General features: G+C 68.1%; 17 protein-coding genes. 12 read left to right on the forward strand and 5 right to left on the reverse strand.

The genetic code is table 11. The features are described from left to right. Positions 1-3: 3 nt before the first annotated feature. From nrdR to CFB52_RS03820, 6 genes are all read left to right on the forward strand, one after another. Positions 4-483, forward strand: coding sequence for a transcriptional regulator NrdR (nrdR, locus tag CFB52_RS03795; RefSeq protein ID WP_050011738.1), 480 nt, complete (start codon positions 4-6; stop codon positions 481-483). Between the two features lie 153 nt (positions 484-636). Then, entirely contained in the window at positions 637-1,200 is a 564-nt protein-coding gene (locus CFB52_RS03800; protein ID WP_059574255.1) for a GspH/FimT family pseudopilin, read from the forward strand. Continuing rightward, positions 1,197-1,610, forward strand: a complete 414-nt coding sequence (locus CFB52_RS03805; protein ID WP_099316608.1) for a hypothetical protein — start codon at positions 1,197-1,199, stop codon at positions 1,608-1,610. Before CFB52_RS03800 ends, CFB52_RS03805 begins: the two co-directional genes overlap by 4 nt. Then, a complete protein-coding gene (locus CFB52_RS03810; RefSeq protein ID WP_099316094.1) occupies positions 1,600-2,433 on the forward strand; it encodes a PilW family protein in 834 nt (277 codons plus the stop codon). Before CFB52_RS03805 ends, CFB52_RS03810 begins: the two co-directional genes overlap by 11 nt. A 143-nt stretch (positions 2,434-2,576) precedes the next feature. Then, the gene (locus CFB52_RS03815; RefSeq protein ID WP_180278187.1) at positions 2,577-3,104 is read left to right on the forward strand and encodes a hypothetical protein; all 528 of its coding nucleotides are present in this window, start codon (positions 2,577-2,579) and stop codon (positions 3,102-3,104) included. Beyond that, positions 3,101-3,547 carry a type IV pilin protein gene (locus CFB52_RS03820; RefSeq protein ID WP_180278188.1) on the forward strand — a complete coding sequence of 149 codons (447 nt, stop codon included), beginning with the start codon at positions 3,101-3,103 and terminating at the stop codon, positions 3,545-3,547. The genes CFB52_RS03815 and CFB52_RS03820 overlap by 4 nt, the downstream gene beginning before the upstream one ends. 65 nt (positions 3,548-3,612) lie before the next feature. Here the strand turns inward: CFB52_RS03820 and CFB52_RS03825 are convergent, their stop codons facing one another. The 3 genes from CFB52_RS03825 to CFB52_RS03835 all read right to left on the reverse strand — a co-directional run bounded on the left by CFB52_RS03825 (position 3,613) and on the right by CFB52_RS03835 (position 4,914). Then, a complete protein-coding gene (locus CFB52_RS03825) occupies positions 3,613-4,056 on the reverse strand; it encodes a DUF3318 domain-containing protein (RefSeq protein ID WP_059574252.1) in 444 nt (147 codons plus the stop codon). Between the two features lie 43 nt (positions 4,057-4,099). Continuing rightward, on the reverse strand, positions 4,100-4,489 hold the full coding sequence (locus CFB52_RS03830; protein ID WP_059574251.1) for a phage holin family protein: 390 nt from the start codon (positions 4,487-4,489) through the stop codon (positions 4,100-4,102). A gap of 122 nt (positions 4,490-4,611) precedes the next feature. Continuing rightward, positions 4,612-4,914 carry a YqjD family protein gene (locus CFB52_RS03835; RefSeq protein WP_006494044.1) on the reverse strand — a complete coding sequence of 101 codons (303 nt, stop codon included), beginning with the start codon at positions 4,912-4,914 and terminating at the stop codon, positions 4,612-4,614. Positions 4,915-5,231: 317 nt separating this feature from the next. Here CFB52_RS03835 and CFB52_RS03840 point away from each other — a divergent pair, with 317 nt between their 5' ends. Further along, on the forward strand, positions 5,232-5,870 hold the full coding sequence (locus tag CFB52_RS03840) for a peroxiredoxin (RefSeq protein ID WP_006476788.1): 639 nt from the start codon (positions 5,232-5,234) through the stop codon (positions 5,868-5,870). 130 nt (positions 5,871-6,000) lie between these two features. On the opposite strand, the gene CFB52_RS03845 is transcribed toward CFB52_RS03840, so the two are convergent. Continuing rightward, the gene (locus CFB52_RS03845; protein ID WP_060011435.1) at positions 6,001-7,188 is read right to left on the reverse strand and encodes an acyl-CoA dehydrogenase; all 1,188 of its coding nucleotides are present in this window, start codon (positions 7,186-7,188) and stop codon (positions 6,001-6,003) included. A 113-nt stretch (positions 7,189-7,301) separates the two neighbouring features. On the opposite strand from CFB52_RS03845, the gene CFB52_RS03850 reads away from it, so the two are divergent. Both CFB52_RS03850 and CFB52_RS03855 read left to right on the forward strand, forming a co-directional pair. Further along, the gene (locus CFB52_RS03850) at positions 7,302-8,093 is read left to right on the forward strand and encodes an IclR family transcriptional regulator (protein WP_099316095.1); all 792 of its coding nucleotides are present in this window, start codon (positions 7,302-7,304) and stop codon (positions 8,091-8,093) included. Positions 8,094-8,245: 152 nt separating this feature from the next. After that, the gene (locus tag CFB52_RS03855) at positions 8,246-8,656 is read left to right on the forward strand and encodes a GFA family protein (protein ID WP_059574248.1); all 411 of its coding nucleotides are present in this window, start codon (positions 8,246-8,248) and stop codon (positions 8,654-8,656) included. Between the two features lie 218 nt (positions 8,657-8,874). On the opposite strand, the gene CFB52_RS03860 is transcribed toward CFB52_RS03855, so the two are convergent. Continuing rightward, positions 8,875-9,678 (reverse strand): EAL domain-containing protein, encoded by an 804-nt coding sequence (locus CFB52_RS03860; protein WP_059574247.1) that lies wholly within the window; start codon positions 9,676-9,678, stop codon positions 8,875-8,877. Between the two features lie 354 nt (positions 9,679-10,032). On the opposite strand from CFB52_RS03860, the gene CFB52_RS03870 reads away from it, so the two are divergent. Genes CFB52_RS03870 through CFB52_RS03880 form a run of 3 tightly spaced genes read left to right on the forward strand, consistent with a single transcriptional unit; the run spans position 10,033 to position 13,311 of the window. Then, positions 10,033-11,694: an FAD-dependent oxidoreductase gene (locus CFB52_RS03870; RefSeq protein ID WP_089464567.1), complete on the forward strand. Its 1,662-nt coding sequence runs from the start codon at positions 10,033-10,035 to the stop codon at positions 11,692-11,694. A 28-nt stretch (positions 11,695-11,722) separates the two neighbouring features. Further along, positions 11,723-11,953 carry a DUF2783 domain-containing protein gene (locus CFB52_RS03875; RefSeq protein ID WP_059574246.1) on the forward strand — a complete coding sequence of 77 codons (231 nt, stop codon included), beginning with the start codon at positions 11,723-11,725 and terminating at the stop codon, positions 11,951-11,953. Next, on the forward strand, positions 11,950-13,311 hold the full coding sequence (locus tag CFB52_RS03880) for an MFS transporter (protein ID WP_099316096.1): 1,362 nt from the start codon (positions 11,950-11,952) through the stop codon (positions 13,309-13,311). Before CFB52_RS03875 ends, CFB52_RS03880 begins: the two co-directional genes overlap by 4 nt. Positions 13,312-13,322: the final 11 nt, after the last annotated feature.

Below are 13,322 nucleotides of genomic sequence, written 5' to 3' on the forward strand. Positions count from 1 at the left end.
CCGATGCGCTGCCCGTTCTGCCGGCATGACGACACGCAGGTCGTCGACTCGCGCGTGTCCGAAGATGGCGCCGCGATTCGGCGGCGCCGCCGCTGCTCGGCTTGCGACAAGCGCTTCACGACGTACGAGCGGGTCGAGTTGTCGCTGCCGTTCGTCGTGAAGAAGGACGGCAGCCGCACGGAATTCGACCGTCGCAAGATCGTCGCCAGCATGCAACTCGCGCTGCGCAAGCGGCCGGTTGCCGCCGACGCGATCGATGCGGCGGTCGCCCGCATCGAATATCAACTGCTCGCGACTGGCGAGCGTGAAGTGCGTAGCGAGAAGCTGGGCGAGCTCGTGATGAACGAGTTGCGCGGCCTCGATACGATTGCCTATGTGCGCTTCGCATCGGTGTATCGCCAGTTCGAGGATGTCTCCGAATTTGCCGACGTGATCGAAGAGTTCCGTCGCGCCTCTCCCGCCAAGACCCCGCGTAAGCGCTGACGCGCTGCGTTCGTTCATCGTCTGCTCCGTTGGTTCGATTCGCGCCGATTGTGTCGGTCGCGATCGCATGTCGCCAGTCGGCCGTTCGGCCAATGGCGTGCGTCCGCACGCGCCGCTACAGTCGTCGCATCACCGTGGCGGAGGACGATTGCGATGGAACCGGGCGCTCAATCCTTGAAGAATGTGGTGCAACGATCGGGCGGATTCACGCTCGTCGAGCTGATGGTCGCCCTGTCGCTGGCGGCGGGGCTGGCGCTCTATGCGGTGCCCACGTTCGACCAGTGGCGCATGCGTGAACGCGTGGATGCCCGCTCGCGCGCGCTGCTCGGTGCGCTGTCGTTTGCGCGTACCGAGGCAACGCGCCTCGGTACGCGCGTCACGCTGTGCCGCGCCGGGCGCGACGGCGCCTGCCTGCGTGCCGGAGAGCGGTGCGATCCGGCCGAATGGTCGTGCGACTGGATCGTCAGCGGGCAGGTCGACGGGTACTCGCGTGTGCTGCGACGCTATCCGCGCGATGCGGAAGTGGCCGTCGTGGGCGCCGCGCATGAGCTCGCGTTCGCACCGCCGGCCGGCCAGTCGATCGGCGGGATTCGGCGTTTCGAGTTGCGTCCGAGGCGCGGCGTGTCCGATGCCGACGACGCGCGCGCATCGCGTTGCGTGCGCATCGCGGCCGGCGGCCGCGCGCGGATGGTCGCCGGTCGCTGCGACGCGGCATGATCGCCATGCGCCATGCCATGCGCGGGACGTCGTTGCTCGAGGCGACGCTCGCCATCGCGCTGCTCGCCACCGTGATGTTGGCGGTCGCCGGCAGCCAGCTCGCGATGGCGCGTACGCAGCGCGCGACGATCTGGCGCGAGCGCGCGCTGTGGCTGGCCGATGCACGTATCGAGCGTCTGCATGCCGCGGCGGCGGTCGACGACGGCCTCGCGGCGTCGGCGGCGACCTCGTTGCCCGGTGGCGCGATGGCGCTCGACGGCGGGCCGGGCGGCGTCCGCTACGCGGTCGTCGGCTGGCGGGGCGGCAACGGGGGCGCGTCGCCGCGCTGCGATGCGGCAGGGGCGTCGTCAGCGCAGCCGCGATCGTGTGTCCGGATACCGTTTCGGGAGAGGGCACGCGATGAGCGCTAATCGCCGTACGTGTGGCCATACGCTGCTCGAAGTGCTGATTGCGATGACCGTCGGGCTGCTCGTGCTCGCGGCGGCCGGTGCGCTGTACCACGCGCAGCGCATTGCGCAGCGTCGCGCGGAAGACGGGTTCAGGATGCGCGACGCGGCGGCGGCCGCGCTGATGCTGATCGGTCAGCAGATCCAGATGGCGGGTTTCCGGCCGCTCGATGCCGAAGCGGCATCGCCGTTGCCGCCGGTGTTCGGCTGTTCGACGGCACGCGTGCGCGGTAGCGGCGCACAGGTGCGCTGCGAGCCCGCGCGTTCGGCGTCGGACGCGTTGCTGGTCCGGTATGTCGGCGATGCCGTGTCCACGTGGACGACGGTGAGCGGCCAGGCGTCGGATTGCCTCGGGCAGGGTGTCGGCGAGCCGGGCGAGCCGGCGCCGGTGGAGAATCGCTTCGATGCGCATGTCAGCCCGTCGACGGGCGAGCCCGAACTGTATTGCGAAGGAAGCGGCCGTCCGGGCACGCCGCAGCCCGTCGTGGCGGGGATCGATCAGTTGCGCATCCGTTATTTGCGTCGCGGCGCCATGCGGTTCGTCGACGCCGACGCGATGCGTGCCGACGACTGGCGCGAGGTCGTGGCCGTGCATGTCTGCGTCAGGGCGCGCGGCGAGCCGATGCGCGAACCGGCGCGTCAGGTCGACTGCGACGGCCGCGTTGCCGTGCCATCGGACGGCCGCGCCCGTTTGACGCTCGATCGCATCGTCGCGTTGCGCAACGTCACGCTCGCCGCCGACGCTGCGTCGCATGATGCGATTCGAGCAAGCGAGGTGGCGCGATGAGCAGAGCATCGCGATACACGCGGGATGGCATCTCGCGACGCGGCGAGGCTGGCCAGGCGCACAAGCGCAGCGTCGCGAGCGGCGGCGATCGGCAGCACGCCGTACGTGCTCGCGTTCCAGCGGCGACTCCGCGCGAGCCGAACATGCGTTTCCGGCCCGGTCGCCGTGCGTGGCGGCGCGATGCGGGCCTTGCGTTGCCTGCGGTGATCGCCATCGGCGCAGCGGTCGCGGCACTGACCGGTACATGGTTCGACGCCGCGCTGACGGAGTCGCGCCGCACACGCGCATTGTCCGATCGGCTGATTGCATTCCACGCGGCCGATGCCGCGCTTGCCGCGTGTACCGCGCGATTGCTGCGCGGCTCGGCGCCGTATGTGTACGAAAGCGAATCGCATGCGGAGCCCGACGCATGGCGACGCATGCCGCCGCTGGCGGCTGCCGAAGCGTTCACGCCATTCGCCGAATGGCCGATGGCCGAGCAGCCGCCGCGATGCCTGATCGAGGCGTGGCGGCGTCCGGCAGGGCAGGCACGCGACCGCGCTTATCTTGTGACCGCGCGCGGTGTCGGCGCGCACGCGTCGAGTGCCGTATGGTTGCAGCAGCAGGTTGCGATACGGGACGGCCATATCGTCGTGCTGCGCTGGCGTCGTGTCGCGGCGGTGCTTCGATGAACGGCCGCCTGTTCATGGTTCGAGCGGTGGGGTTCACGCTGATCGAACTGATGATCGTGCTCGCGATCGTCGCGGTGCTGGCCGGGTGGGGTATCCCGTCGTATCGCGAGCATGTCGTGCGGGTTCACCGCGTGTCGGCGGTGTCCGCGCTGTACCGTGCGGCCCAGTATCTCGAAACGCTCGACGGTGCACCGCCTGCGGCATTGCCGGACGCGCTCGCGCAGGCGCCGCCGGACGGGCCGGCCGTGTATCGATTGACGCTCGGGCGGCCGGACGGCGACGAGTCGCCGGTGAGCTATGAACTGGCAGCGACGCCGCTCGACACGGGGCCGATGCGCGACGATGCATGCGGCACGTTCACGCTGCGCTCGGACGGGACGAAAGGCAATGCGGGAAGCGGGGGCGCCGACGAACCAGGCGCTGCCTGCTGGGGCGTGCGCTGAGTTCGCAACGAACGCGCAACGAACGCGCGCGGCGGCGCATGGCCGTGCGCGCGGGAGGCCCGCGGTCAGTCGTCGCGTGCGTCGAGCCCGCGCTCGTCGCGGGACTGCTTCCAGATCCGGTAGACCTCCCATGCGGCGAAGCCGAGCGTGCCCCACTTCAACGCGGGGCCCGCGCTTGCGCGCAGCAGCGAGCGAACGGGTTTCGCGAGCACGAGCGATGCGAGCGAACTCAGCATCGGATACTGGTTGACGAGGTGGCCGAGGCTTGCGTTCAGGTTCCTGGCCGACTGGCCGAACTTGCCGGTCGACAGCCCCGGGATGAACACCTTGAGCCAGCTGAAGCGCGTGACGGCCTGGCGCATTTCGGCGGCGGCTTCCGCGAGTTCGAGCCGCTCGACTTCGGATCGCAGGATCAGCAGTTCCTTGCGCAGCGCGCGGTGCTGCGACGCGCTCCAGTTCGATCGCGACGAATGGGAGCGGGATGGATTGCCCGTGATGTTCTGGCTCATGGCGCGTCGGCGAAGTAGGTGGAAGGGATGAGCGCGAGGGCGTTCACGGCTTGCCGCGGAACAGGTCGCGGTCTTTCTCGAGTTCGGCGAGCGTCGCCTCGAACACGGTTGGCGCGCCCCGCAGGCCCGAGCGCGCCTTCAGCCCGCATACGATGCCGCCAACGGCATACAGCGCGGTGATCGCGGCGAGCGACTGCCAGCGGTAGGTATCCCAGAACGCGATCGCGATCAGCACGGTCAGGCTGATGAGTGCCATCGTCGCGAGCATCATCGCGGCGAGGCCGAGGAACAGCACGCCCATCAGGCGCTCCTTCTCCTCGGCAAGCTCGATGCCCACCAGTTCGAGGCGCGTTTGCAGGAGGCCGATGGCCGAGCCGACGAGGCGGCGCAGCGGTCCTTGACCGGACGGCTGCGAGGGGGTGTCTGTCGTCATGGATGCGGTGCTTGCGCGTACAGTGAGCAGCTAGGACAAAGCCGCCGGCGCAGGCCGGCCGGCTTCGACGCCCGCGCGCCGCGTCATCATGCGGCCCGCGGGACGAAACGGCGCAAAGCGCTTTACTTGCGGTTGATCAGCAGGCCGATCAGCACGCCAACGCCGGCAGCCACGCCGATCGACGTCCACGGATGCTCATGCACGTAGTCGTCGGTCGCGCGCGCGGCCTTCTTGCCTTTCTCGACCACCACGACCTGGACGTCGGCTGCCTTTTCCTTGGCCTGCTTCAGGCGCGACATGGCTTTCTCGCGCAGCTCGGCCGCACGGTCGCCCGTGCTGCTCGCAGCTTGCTTGAGCAGGTCTTCGGCGTCCGAGAGAACGGTTTTGATATCCGACATCAGTTTCTCCTTGTTGATTTCCGACATTGCAACTCCCTTCGTGCTGTCATGCTGCAGGTTCACATCGTAGCGAAACCCGTGCCTGCTGGCGAGCCGGGAAGACGCACGGCGGCAGCGCAAGACTGCATGGTAAACGACTTGTAATGATGAACAGAGCGGCAAAGGGATTGAAAAGTTTCCCCGCTGCCGTCCGTTCTCCCACGACGCCGGGTAAAAATGACAAAAAAGTATGAATATCAAACGGAATAATCGTTCGCACGGCCCATTGCTTCCCGTAAGCTGATGGACTGCCCCGCGCTGTCCGGCGCGCGGTTTCAACCAGCATCGTTCGAGGAGGGAACATCATGAGTCTGCGTCTTGGCGACATCGCACCGGATTTCGAGCAGGAATCGAGCCTGGGCACCATCAAGTTTCACGAGTGGCTCGGCAACAGCTGGGGTGTCCTGTTCTCGCACCCGGCCGACTACACGCCGGTGTGCACGACCGAACTCGGGCTGACCTCGAAGCTGAAGGGCGAATTCGAGAAACGCAACGTGAAGGTGATCGCGCTGTCGGTCGACGGCGTCGAATCGCACAAGGGCTGGATCAACGACATCAACGAGACGCAGTCGACGGTCGTGGGCTTCCCGATCATCGCCGACGCGGACCGCAAGGTGTCGCAGCTGTACGACATGATTCATCCGAACGCGAACGAAACGCTGACGGTGCGTTCGCTGTTCGTGATCGACCCGAACAAGAAGGTGCGGCTCACGATCACCTATCCGGCCAGCACGGGGCGCAATTTCGACGAAGTGCTGCGCGTGATCGATTCGCTGCAGTTGACCGACAATTACAAGGTCGCGACGCCCGGCAACTGGAAGGACGGCGACGACGTCGTGATCGTGCCGTCGCTGCAGGATCCGGAAGAACTGAAAAAGCGCTTCCCGAAGGGCTTCAACGCGGTGCGTCCGTATCTGCGCCTGACGCCGCAGCCGAACAAGTAAGCATCGACGCAGCCCCTGCCCGCGGCTGCGATGACAAAGGCCCGTCCGGCAGCGATGCCGGGCGGGCCTTTTACGTGGCGGCGCTCGCGGGCGCGGCATCGCCGCCGCCGCGTGCGTCATGGCCGAATCATTAGAAGAACGCCTGGATGCCCGTCTGCGCGCGGCCGAGGATCAGCGCGTGGATGTCGTGCGTGCCTTCGTACGTGTTGACCACTTCGAGGTTCACGAGATGGCGCGCGACGCCGAATTCGTCGGAGATGCCGTTGCCGCCGAGCATGTCGCGTGCGAGCCGCGCGATGTCGAGCGCCTTGCCGCACGAGTTGCGCTTCATGATCGACGTGATCTCGACGGCGGCCGTGCCTTCGTCCTTCATCCGGCCGAGGCGCAGCACGCCTTGCAGGCCGAGCGTGATTTCGGTCTGCATGTCGGCGAGCTTCTTCTGGATCAACTGGTTCGCGGCGAGCGGCCGGCCGAACTGCTGGCGGTCGAGCACGTACTGGCGTGCGGTGTGCCAGCACGACTCGGCGGCGCCGAGCGCGCCCCACGCGATCCCGTAGCGCGCCGAGTTCAGGCAGGTGAACGGGCCGCGCAGGCCGCTCACGTTCGGCATCAGGTTCTCTTCGGGCACGAACACCTCGTCGAGCACGATCTCGCCGGTGATCGACGCGCGCAGCCCGACCTTGCCGTGGATCGCCGGCGCCGACAGGCCCTTCCAGCCCTTCTCGAGGATGAAGCCGCGGATCGCGTCCTTGCCGTTTTCTTCCAGTTTCGCCCACACGACGAACACGTCGGCGATCGGCGAGTTGGTGATCCACATCTTCGCGCCGGACAGCGCGTAGCCGCCCGGCACCTTCTTCGCACGCGTGACCATGCTGCCCGGGTCGGAGCCGTGGTTCGGCTCGGTCAGCCCGAAGCAGCCGATCCATTCGCCGGTCGCGAGCTTCGGCAGGTATTTCCGCTTCTGCGCGTCGGAGCCGAATTCGAAGATCGGCACCATCACGAGCGACGACTGCACGGACATCATCGACCGGTAGCCCGAATCGACGCGCTCGACTTCGCGCGCGATCAGCCCGTAGCTCACGTAGTTGAGGCCGGGGCCGCCATATTCCTCGGGAATCGTCGGGCCGAGCAGGCCGAGTTCGCCCATCTCGCGAAAGATGGCCGCGTCGGTGCGTTCGTGGCGGAACGCTTCGGTGACGCGCGGCGCGAGCTTGTCCTGTGCGTAGGCCTGCGCGGCGTCGCGCACCATCCGCTCGTCCTCGGTCAGTTGCTGGTCGAGCAGCAGCGGATCGTCCCAATGAAAAGTTGCAGCACTCATCGTCTCATCTCCTGTTGGTCCGGTCTTCCAGCCGGCCCCATGCCAAAGTTCGCTTGACTATGGTTCCGCTGTGCGGAACAATGTTTTGCAAATTGAACTCAGTGTAGCACCGGATGACGCTTTCAACCACCGACGACACCACGATCGACGAGCGCAAGTTCGTCGTCGCGCTCGCACGCGGGCTCGACCTGCTGCGCGCCTTTCGGCCCGGCGAGACGATGCTAGGCAATCGCGATTTCGCGGAACGCACCGGCCTGCCGAAGGCGACGGTGAACCGGCTCGCCTATACGCTGACCGTGCTCGGCTATCTGCGCTACGACGAGACGCTCGGCAAGTATGCGCTGGACGCCGGCGTGCTGTCGCTCGGCTACGCGTTGCTGTCGGGCTCGGGGACGATCGATCTCGCGCGGCCGCACATGCAGGCGCTCGCGCGCGAGATTGGCGCGGCCGTATCGCTCGGCTGCCGCGACGGGCTCGACATGATCTATCTGGAGACGATCCGCAGCGAGACCGCGCTGACGCTCGGGCTCGCGCCCGGTTCGCGGCTGTCGATGCTGACGAGCTCGATGGGGCGCGCGTACCTGGCCGTGCAGCCGGAGGACGTGCGCGGCGCGCTCTATGCCGAGCTGCACCGCGCGGCCGGCGGCGCGGCCGATGCCGATGCGCTCGTCGCCGCCGCGCAGCACGCGGTGGCCGAGTTCTCGGCGAGCGGTTGCTGCTATTCGTTCCGCGCGTGGCACACGGACGTGAATGCGGCAGCCGTGCCGTTTCGCGAGCCGCGCGAGGGGCGCTGGTTGATCCTGAGCTGCAGCGGCCCCGCATCGTCGATGGACGAGGGCGTGTTCCGCACGCAAGTCGGGCCGAAGCTGAAGGCGCTCGCGCAACGGCTCGGGCAGACGGTCTGAGCAACGAGCGCGCGCGCAGGTCGCCGTCGCCCGGCAACGGGTTCGTTGGTCGCGGGGGCGGAAGCGGAAGGGGCGGCGCGGTTGCGTATTGTGCGACGGGCGAACCGCGCTCATCATCGTTCGCCTGTGTCCTGACGATCACGAGGTTCGCGATGCCGCACCCCGAAACGATGGAAGGCGGATGCGCATGCGGCGCGATTCGCTACCGGATCGCCGGCCTGCCGGCCGATGCCGGCTTCTGCCACTGCCGGCTCTGCCAGCGTACGACGGGCGCGGCGGTCGTCGCATCGGCATCGGTGCCGATCGACGCATTCGAATACCTGCAGGGCGAACCGACCGTCTATGCGTCGAGCGCGTGGGGCGAGCGGCGTTTCTGCGGCCGCTGCGGCGCGCAGCTCGAATACCGGCGCTCCGTGGCGCCGCGGACGGTCGAGATCAATTACGCGACGCTCGACGAGCCGTCGCGGCTGCGTCCGGCGTGGCATGTCTGGTACGGAGATCGTTTCCCGGGCATCGAGATCGACGACGATCTGCCGAAGTACGACGACGGTGGAAGAGAATAAGAATAGGCGGCTGGTTCACGCCGACGCGCCGGTGTGGATCTCGCGCGCAAGCAGGTCCGACCTTTCCGCGTAAAGAACAAGAAACCGGCCGGCGTCGAGCGACGCCGGGTGCGGAAACCTGAAACCTGAAACCTGCAACCCGACTCCCGAAGCGGCACGACACGCCGTCATCCAGCGTGCCACGTCCCGCGCGCGGCGCGCACCTTCCGCCGCGCCGCTCAGGCCGTCACGACTTTCGCGAACACCGGCCCCTGCATGAACCGCACGTCGTGCTGGCGCAGCAGCTCGCACTGCGTCTCGTCGACCACACCGTCGAAGATCAGCGGAATCCGCACGCGCTGCGCATAGGCGACGAGCGCCTTGACCATCCCGTCGCGCAGCGCGATGCCCGCATCCATCTTGATGTAGTCGGGGCGCGCCATGTCCGATTCGACCGCGAGGATGCGGCCCGGGTCGGGCAGCTTGTCCGCGACCTTGAAGCCGTGATGCTGGTAGCTGCGCGTCAGGTAGCCGAGGAACGTCTTGTGGGCGACCGCGACCGCCGGCAGCTCGATCACGATCCGCTCGGGCGGCAGCCCGAAGCGCTGCAGCACCGACGAGAAATGCTTGCCGTGGTCGTATTTCACGCTCTTGAGCAGCCGCTCGTGCACGCGCAGGAACAGCAGACCGTGACGCTGCGCACCGAAGAAATTGATCGCGTGCAGCGCGCGCGACAGGCGGTCGATCGCGACGAGCGTCTGGTCGTCGACGGCCGCGTCGACCGGATCGTGCTGCGCGCCCGTGACCAGCGTGACGGCCTGGAAGCCGAGCTCGTCGCCGTAGCGCTCGATCGCGTCGGCGAACGACGTCGATTGCGGCGCGCCGGGCATCGTCACGTCGTAGATCGGCTCGTACGCACTGGCGAGCGTGCGCTCGGGCAGATTCGCGCACGCGGTGCCGCCTTCGGCAAGCGCGAGGTGTTCCCGCAGATACGGCAGTTGCCCGGCACGGGCGACCAGCTCGGGGATGGTAGGCGGAATCATCGGCGTGAAAAGGAAAAATGGCGGCCGATAGGGCCGCCTCGTTGTCTTGATATTAGCAGCGCGCGCCGCGCTCGGCTCGGCGTTTCGCTCATATGGTTATCCCGTCTCCGAGCGAACGATTAGGGTTTACGTTGTTTTCACTATTCGTAATTGGTTTTACTATTCGTAAATCCAAAGATTTGTCGCCGATCAAGAAATGCGGCAGGCAGGCGCCGCGAAACGGCGCCGTTCACGAATCAACAGGAAGCAAGGAGCGAGACGTGGCGGTTGACAGGACAGGCGGGCACACGCGCCGGCAGGAGACGGACGCGACGACGGGCGCGGCGGTGCGCGCGCGGCGGGATTGAGGAGCGGATGGCGACCATGAGCATCGATTACCAGACGCTGAAGTTCGAGTACCGCGCCCGCGCGCACGACGCGGCCGTCCACCCGGTGATCGTCGTCGGCGCGGGGCCCGTGGGCCTCGCGGCCGCGATCGACCTCGCGCAGCAGGGCGTGCCGATCGTGCTGCTCGACGACGACGACACGCTGTCGACGGGCTCGCGCGCGATCTGCTTCGCGAAGCGCACGCTCGAGATCTTCGACCGGCTCGGCTGCGGCGAGCGCTTCGTCGACAAGGGCGTGAGTTGGCACGTCGGCAAGGTGTTCCTGCAGGACGAGCAACTGTACGCGTTCGACCTGCTGCCCGAGGAAGGGCATGCGCGCCCCGCGTTCATCAACCTGCAGCAGTACTACGTCGAAGGCTATCTGGCCGATCGCGCGTTCGAGCTGCCGAACATCGACATCCGCTGGAAGCACAAGGTGACGGGCGTCGCGCAGTCGGCCGAACACGCGGTGCTGACGGTCGAGACGCCGGACGGCGTCGCGACGCTGCACGCGCAGTACGTGATCGCGGCCGACGGCTCGCGCAGCTCGATGCGCACGATGATGGGCCTGGAGAGCCGCGGCCGTACGTTCAAGGATCGCTTCCTGATCGCCGACGTGAAGATGAAGGCGGAGTTTCCGACCGAGCGCTGGTTCTGGTTCGATCCGCCGTTTCATCGCAACCAGTCGGTGCTGCTGCACCGCCAGCCCGACAACGTGTGGCGCATCGACTTCCAGCTCGGCTGGGATGCCGATCCCGTCGCCGAGAAGCAGCCGGAGCGCGTGATCCCGCGCGTGCGCGCACTGCTCGGGCCGGACGTCGAGTTCGAGCTCGAGTGGGTGAGCGTCTATACGTTCCGCTGCCAGCGGATGGACACGTTCCGGCACGGCCGCGTGCTGTTCGCCGGCGATTCCGCGCACGGCGTGTCGCCGTTCGGCGCGCGCGGCGCGAACAGCGGCGTGCAGGACGCGGACAATCTCGCGTGGAAGCTGAAGCTGGTGCTCGACGGCCACGCGCACGACCGCCTGCTCGACACCTACGCGAGCGAGCGCGAGTTCGCGGCGGACGAGAACATCCGCCACTCGACGCGCTCGACCGATTTCATCACGCCGAAGAGCGCGGTGTCGCGCGTGTTCCGCGATGCGACGCTGAAGCTCGCGCGCGACTGCGAATTCGCGCGCAGGCTGGTGAACAGCGGGCGCCTGTCGGTACCGGCCGTGCTGGCCGATTCGCCGCTGAACACGCCGGACCGCGGCGGCGACGCATTCGCATGCGCGATGCGCCCAGGCGCGGCGGCGGCCGATGCGCCGGTACGTGCGCATGGTGCGTCGGGCTGGCTGCTGCAGCATCTGCGTGGCGGCTTCACCGGCGTGCTGTTCGGATTGCCGGGCGACGCGGCAGCGCTCGCGCAGGCCGTCAGTGGTCTCGCGCCGACGGTGCGGCCGGTGCTCGTCGTGCCGGCCGGGCACGCGCGGCCGGCAGCCGGCGTCGACGTCGTGGAGGACGTCGACGGCCTCGCGGCGCAGCGCTACGACGCGCAGCCCGGCACGTTCTACCTGCTGCGTCCCGACCAGCACGTGTGCGCACGCACGCGCACGCTCGACCGTCAGGCGATCGCCGACGCACTGGCGCGCGCGACCTGCGCACGCTGACTACGATAAAGACACCGGAGACACCGTCATGCCCTCACTCGATACCCGCCCGCGCCTGGCCGATCCGGACGCGTTCTACGAAGCGCTGATCGACATGCATCGCGACCTGTCGGACGCCGACAGCCAGCTCGTCAACGCGAAGCTGATCCTGCTGCTCGCGAACCAGGTCGGCGACGCCGACGTACTGCGCGAAGCGATGGCGCTCGCGCGCCAGGGCGTGACGCCGCCCGTGCATCCGTCCGCCGAGGTGCCGCGATGAGCGGGGCGCCGGCCGATACGCGCGTGCTCGAAGTCGAGCGCGTGATCGACGAGACCCATCGCCCGGGTTTTCACTGGATGCTGCTCGCGCTGTGCGGGCTGTGCCTCGTGATCGACGGTTTCGATGCGCAGGCGATGGGCTACGTCGCGCCGAGCGTGATCGCCGAATGGGGCGTGCCGAAGCAGGCGCTCGGGCCGGTGTTCAGCGCGAGCCTGTTCGGGATGCTGCTCGGCGCGCTCGGGCTGTCGGTGCTGGCCGACCGGATCGGCCGGCGTCCGGTGCTGATCGGCTCGACGCTGTTCTTCTCGGTGACGATGCTCGCGACGCCGTTCGCGAGCTCGATCCCCGTGCTGATGGCGCTGCGCTTCGTCACGGGCCTCGGCCTCGGCTGCATCATGCCGAACGCGATGGCGCTGGTCGGCGAATTCAGCCCGGCCGCGCATCGCGTGAAGCGGATGATGATCGTGTCGTGCGGCTTCACGCTCGGCGCGGCGCTCGGCGGCTTCATCAGCGCGGCGCTGATTCCGGCGCTCGGCTGGCGCTCGGTGTTCTTCGTCGGCGGCGCGGTGCCGCTCGTGCTGACGATCGCGATGGTCGCGCGGCTGCCGGAGTCGCTGCAGTTCCTGGTGCTGAAAGGGCGTGTCGCGCAGGCGCGCGACTGGCTCGCGCGCTTCGCGCCGGCCGCCGGCATCGATGCGAACACGCGGCTCGTCGTGCGCGAACGCGCGGCGAGCGGCGCGCCGGTCGCCGAGCTGTTCCGCCATGGCCGCCTGCCGGTCACGCTGCTGCTGTGGTCGATCAGCTTCATGAACCTGATCGACCTGTACTTCCTGTCGAACTGGCTGCCGACCGTGATGCGCGATGCCGGTTATTCGCCGGGCACGGCGGTGATCGTCGGCACGGTGCTGCAGACGGGCGGCGTGATCGGCACGCTGTCGCTCGGCTGGTTCATCGAACGTTACGGCTTCGTGCGCGTGCTGTTCGCGTGCTTCGCGTGCGCGGCCGTGTCGGTGGGACTGATCGGCTCGGTCGCGCATGCGCTGCCGTGGCTGCTGGTCGTCGTGTTCGCGGGCGGGTTCTGCGTGGTCGGCGGACAGCCGGCCGTGAACGCGCTCGCGGGCCAGTATTACCCGACGTCGCTGCGCTCGACGGGCATCGGCTGGAGCCTCGGCATCGGCCGGATCGGCTCGGTGCTCGGGCCGCTCGTCGGCGGGCAACTGATTGCGCTCAACTGGTCGAACGGCGCGCTGTTCCACGCGGCCGCGGTGCCCGTGCTGTGCTCGGCGCTATTCGTCCTCGGGCTGGCCGGTGTGTCGCGGCGCAACGGCGCGCAGGCGCCGAACGCCGCCCTGAATTGATGGAGAAAGGA

Source organism: Burkholderia sp. AU18528 (assembly GCF_002223215.2).
Taxonomy (GTDB): Bacteria; Pseudomonadota; Gammaproteobacteria; order Burkholderiales; family Burkholderiaceae; genus Burkholderia; species Burkholderia semiarida.

Excerpts from the sequence above, each read along its gene's own strand:
- nrdR (WP_050011738.1), top strand. The coding sequence starts at position 4 with ATGCGCTGCCCGTTCTGCCGGCATGACGACACGCAGGTCGTCGACTCG.
- CFB52_RS03800 (WP_059574255.1), top strand. The coding sequence starts at position 637 with ATGGAACCGGGCGCTCAATCCTTGAAGAATGTGGTGCAACGATCGGGC.
- CFB52_RS03805 (WP_099316608.1), top strand. The coding sequence starts at position 1,197 with ATGATCGCCATGCGCCATGCCATGCGCGGGACGTCGTTGCTCGAGGCG.
- CFB52_RS03810 (WP_099316094.1), top strand. The coding sequence starts at position 1,600 with ATGAGCGCTAATCGCCGTACGTGTGGCCATACGCTGCTCGAAGTGCTG.
- CFB52_RS03815 (WP_180278187.1), top strand. The coding sequence starts at position 2,577 with ATGCGTTTCCGGCCCGGTCGCCGTGCGTGGCGGCGCGATGCGGGCCTT.
- CFB52_RS03820 (WP_180278188.1), top strand. The coding sequence starts at position 3,101 with ATGAACGGCCGCCTGTTCATGGTTCGAGCGGTGGGGTTCACGCTGATC.
- CFB52_RS03825 (WP_059574252.1), bottom strand. The coding sequence starts at position 4,056 with ATGAGCCAGAACATCACGGGCAATCCATCCCGCTCCCATTCGTCGCGA.
- CFB52_RS03830 (WP_059574251.1), bottom strand. The coding sequence starts at position 4,489 with ATGACGACAGACACCCCCTCGCAGCCGTCCGGTCAAGGACCGCTGCGC.
- CFB52_RS03835 (WP_006494044.1), bottom strand. The coding sequence starts at position 4,914 with ATGTCGGAAATCAACAAGGAGAAACTGATGTCGGATATCAAAACCGTT.
- CFB52_RS03840 (WP_006476788.1), top strand. The coding sequence starts at position 5,232 with ATGAGTCTGCGTCTTGGCGACATCGCACCGGATTTCGAGCAGGAATCG.
- CFB52_RS03845 (WP_060011435.1), bottom strand. The coding sequence starts at position 7,188 with ATGAGTGCTGCAACTTTTCATTGGGACGATCCGCTGCTGCTCGACCAG.
- CFB52_RS03850 (WP_099316095.1), top strand. The coding sequence starts at position 7,302 with ATGACGCTTTCAACCACCGACGACACCACGATCGACGAGCGCAAGTTC.
- CFB52_RS03855 (WP_059574248.1), top strand. The coding sequence starts at position 8,246 with ATGCCGCACCCCGAAACGATGGAAGGCGGATGCGCATGCGGCGCGATT.
- CFB52_RS03860 (WP_059574247.1), bottom strand. The coding sequence starts at position 9,678 with ATGATTCCGCCTACCATCCCCGAGCTGGTCGCCCGTGCCGGGCAACTG.
- CFB52_RS03870 (WP_089464567.1), top strand. The coding sequence starts at position 10,033 with ATGGCGACCATGAGCATCGATTACCAGACGCTGAAGTTCGAGTACCGC.
- CFB52_RS03875 (WP_059574246.1), top strand. The coding sequence starts at position 11,723 with ATGCCCTCACTCGATACCCGCCCGCGCCTGGCCGATCCGGACGCGTTC.
- CFB52_RS03880 (WP_099316096.1), top strand. The coding sequence starts at position 11,950 with ATGAGCGGGGCGCCGGCCGATACGCGCGTGCTCGAAGTCGAGCGCGTG.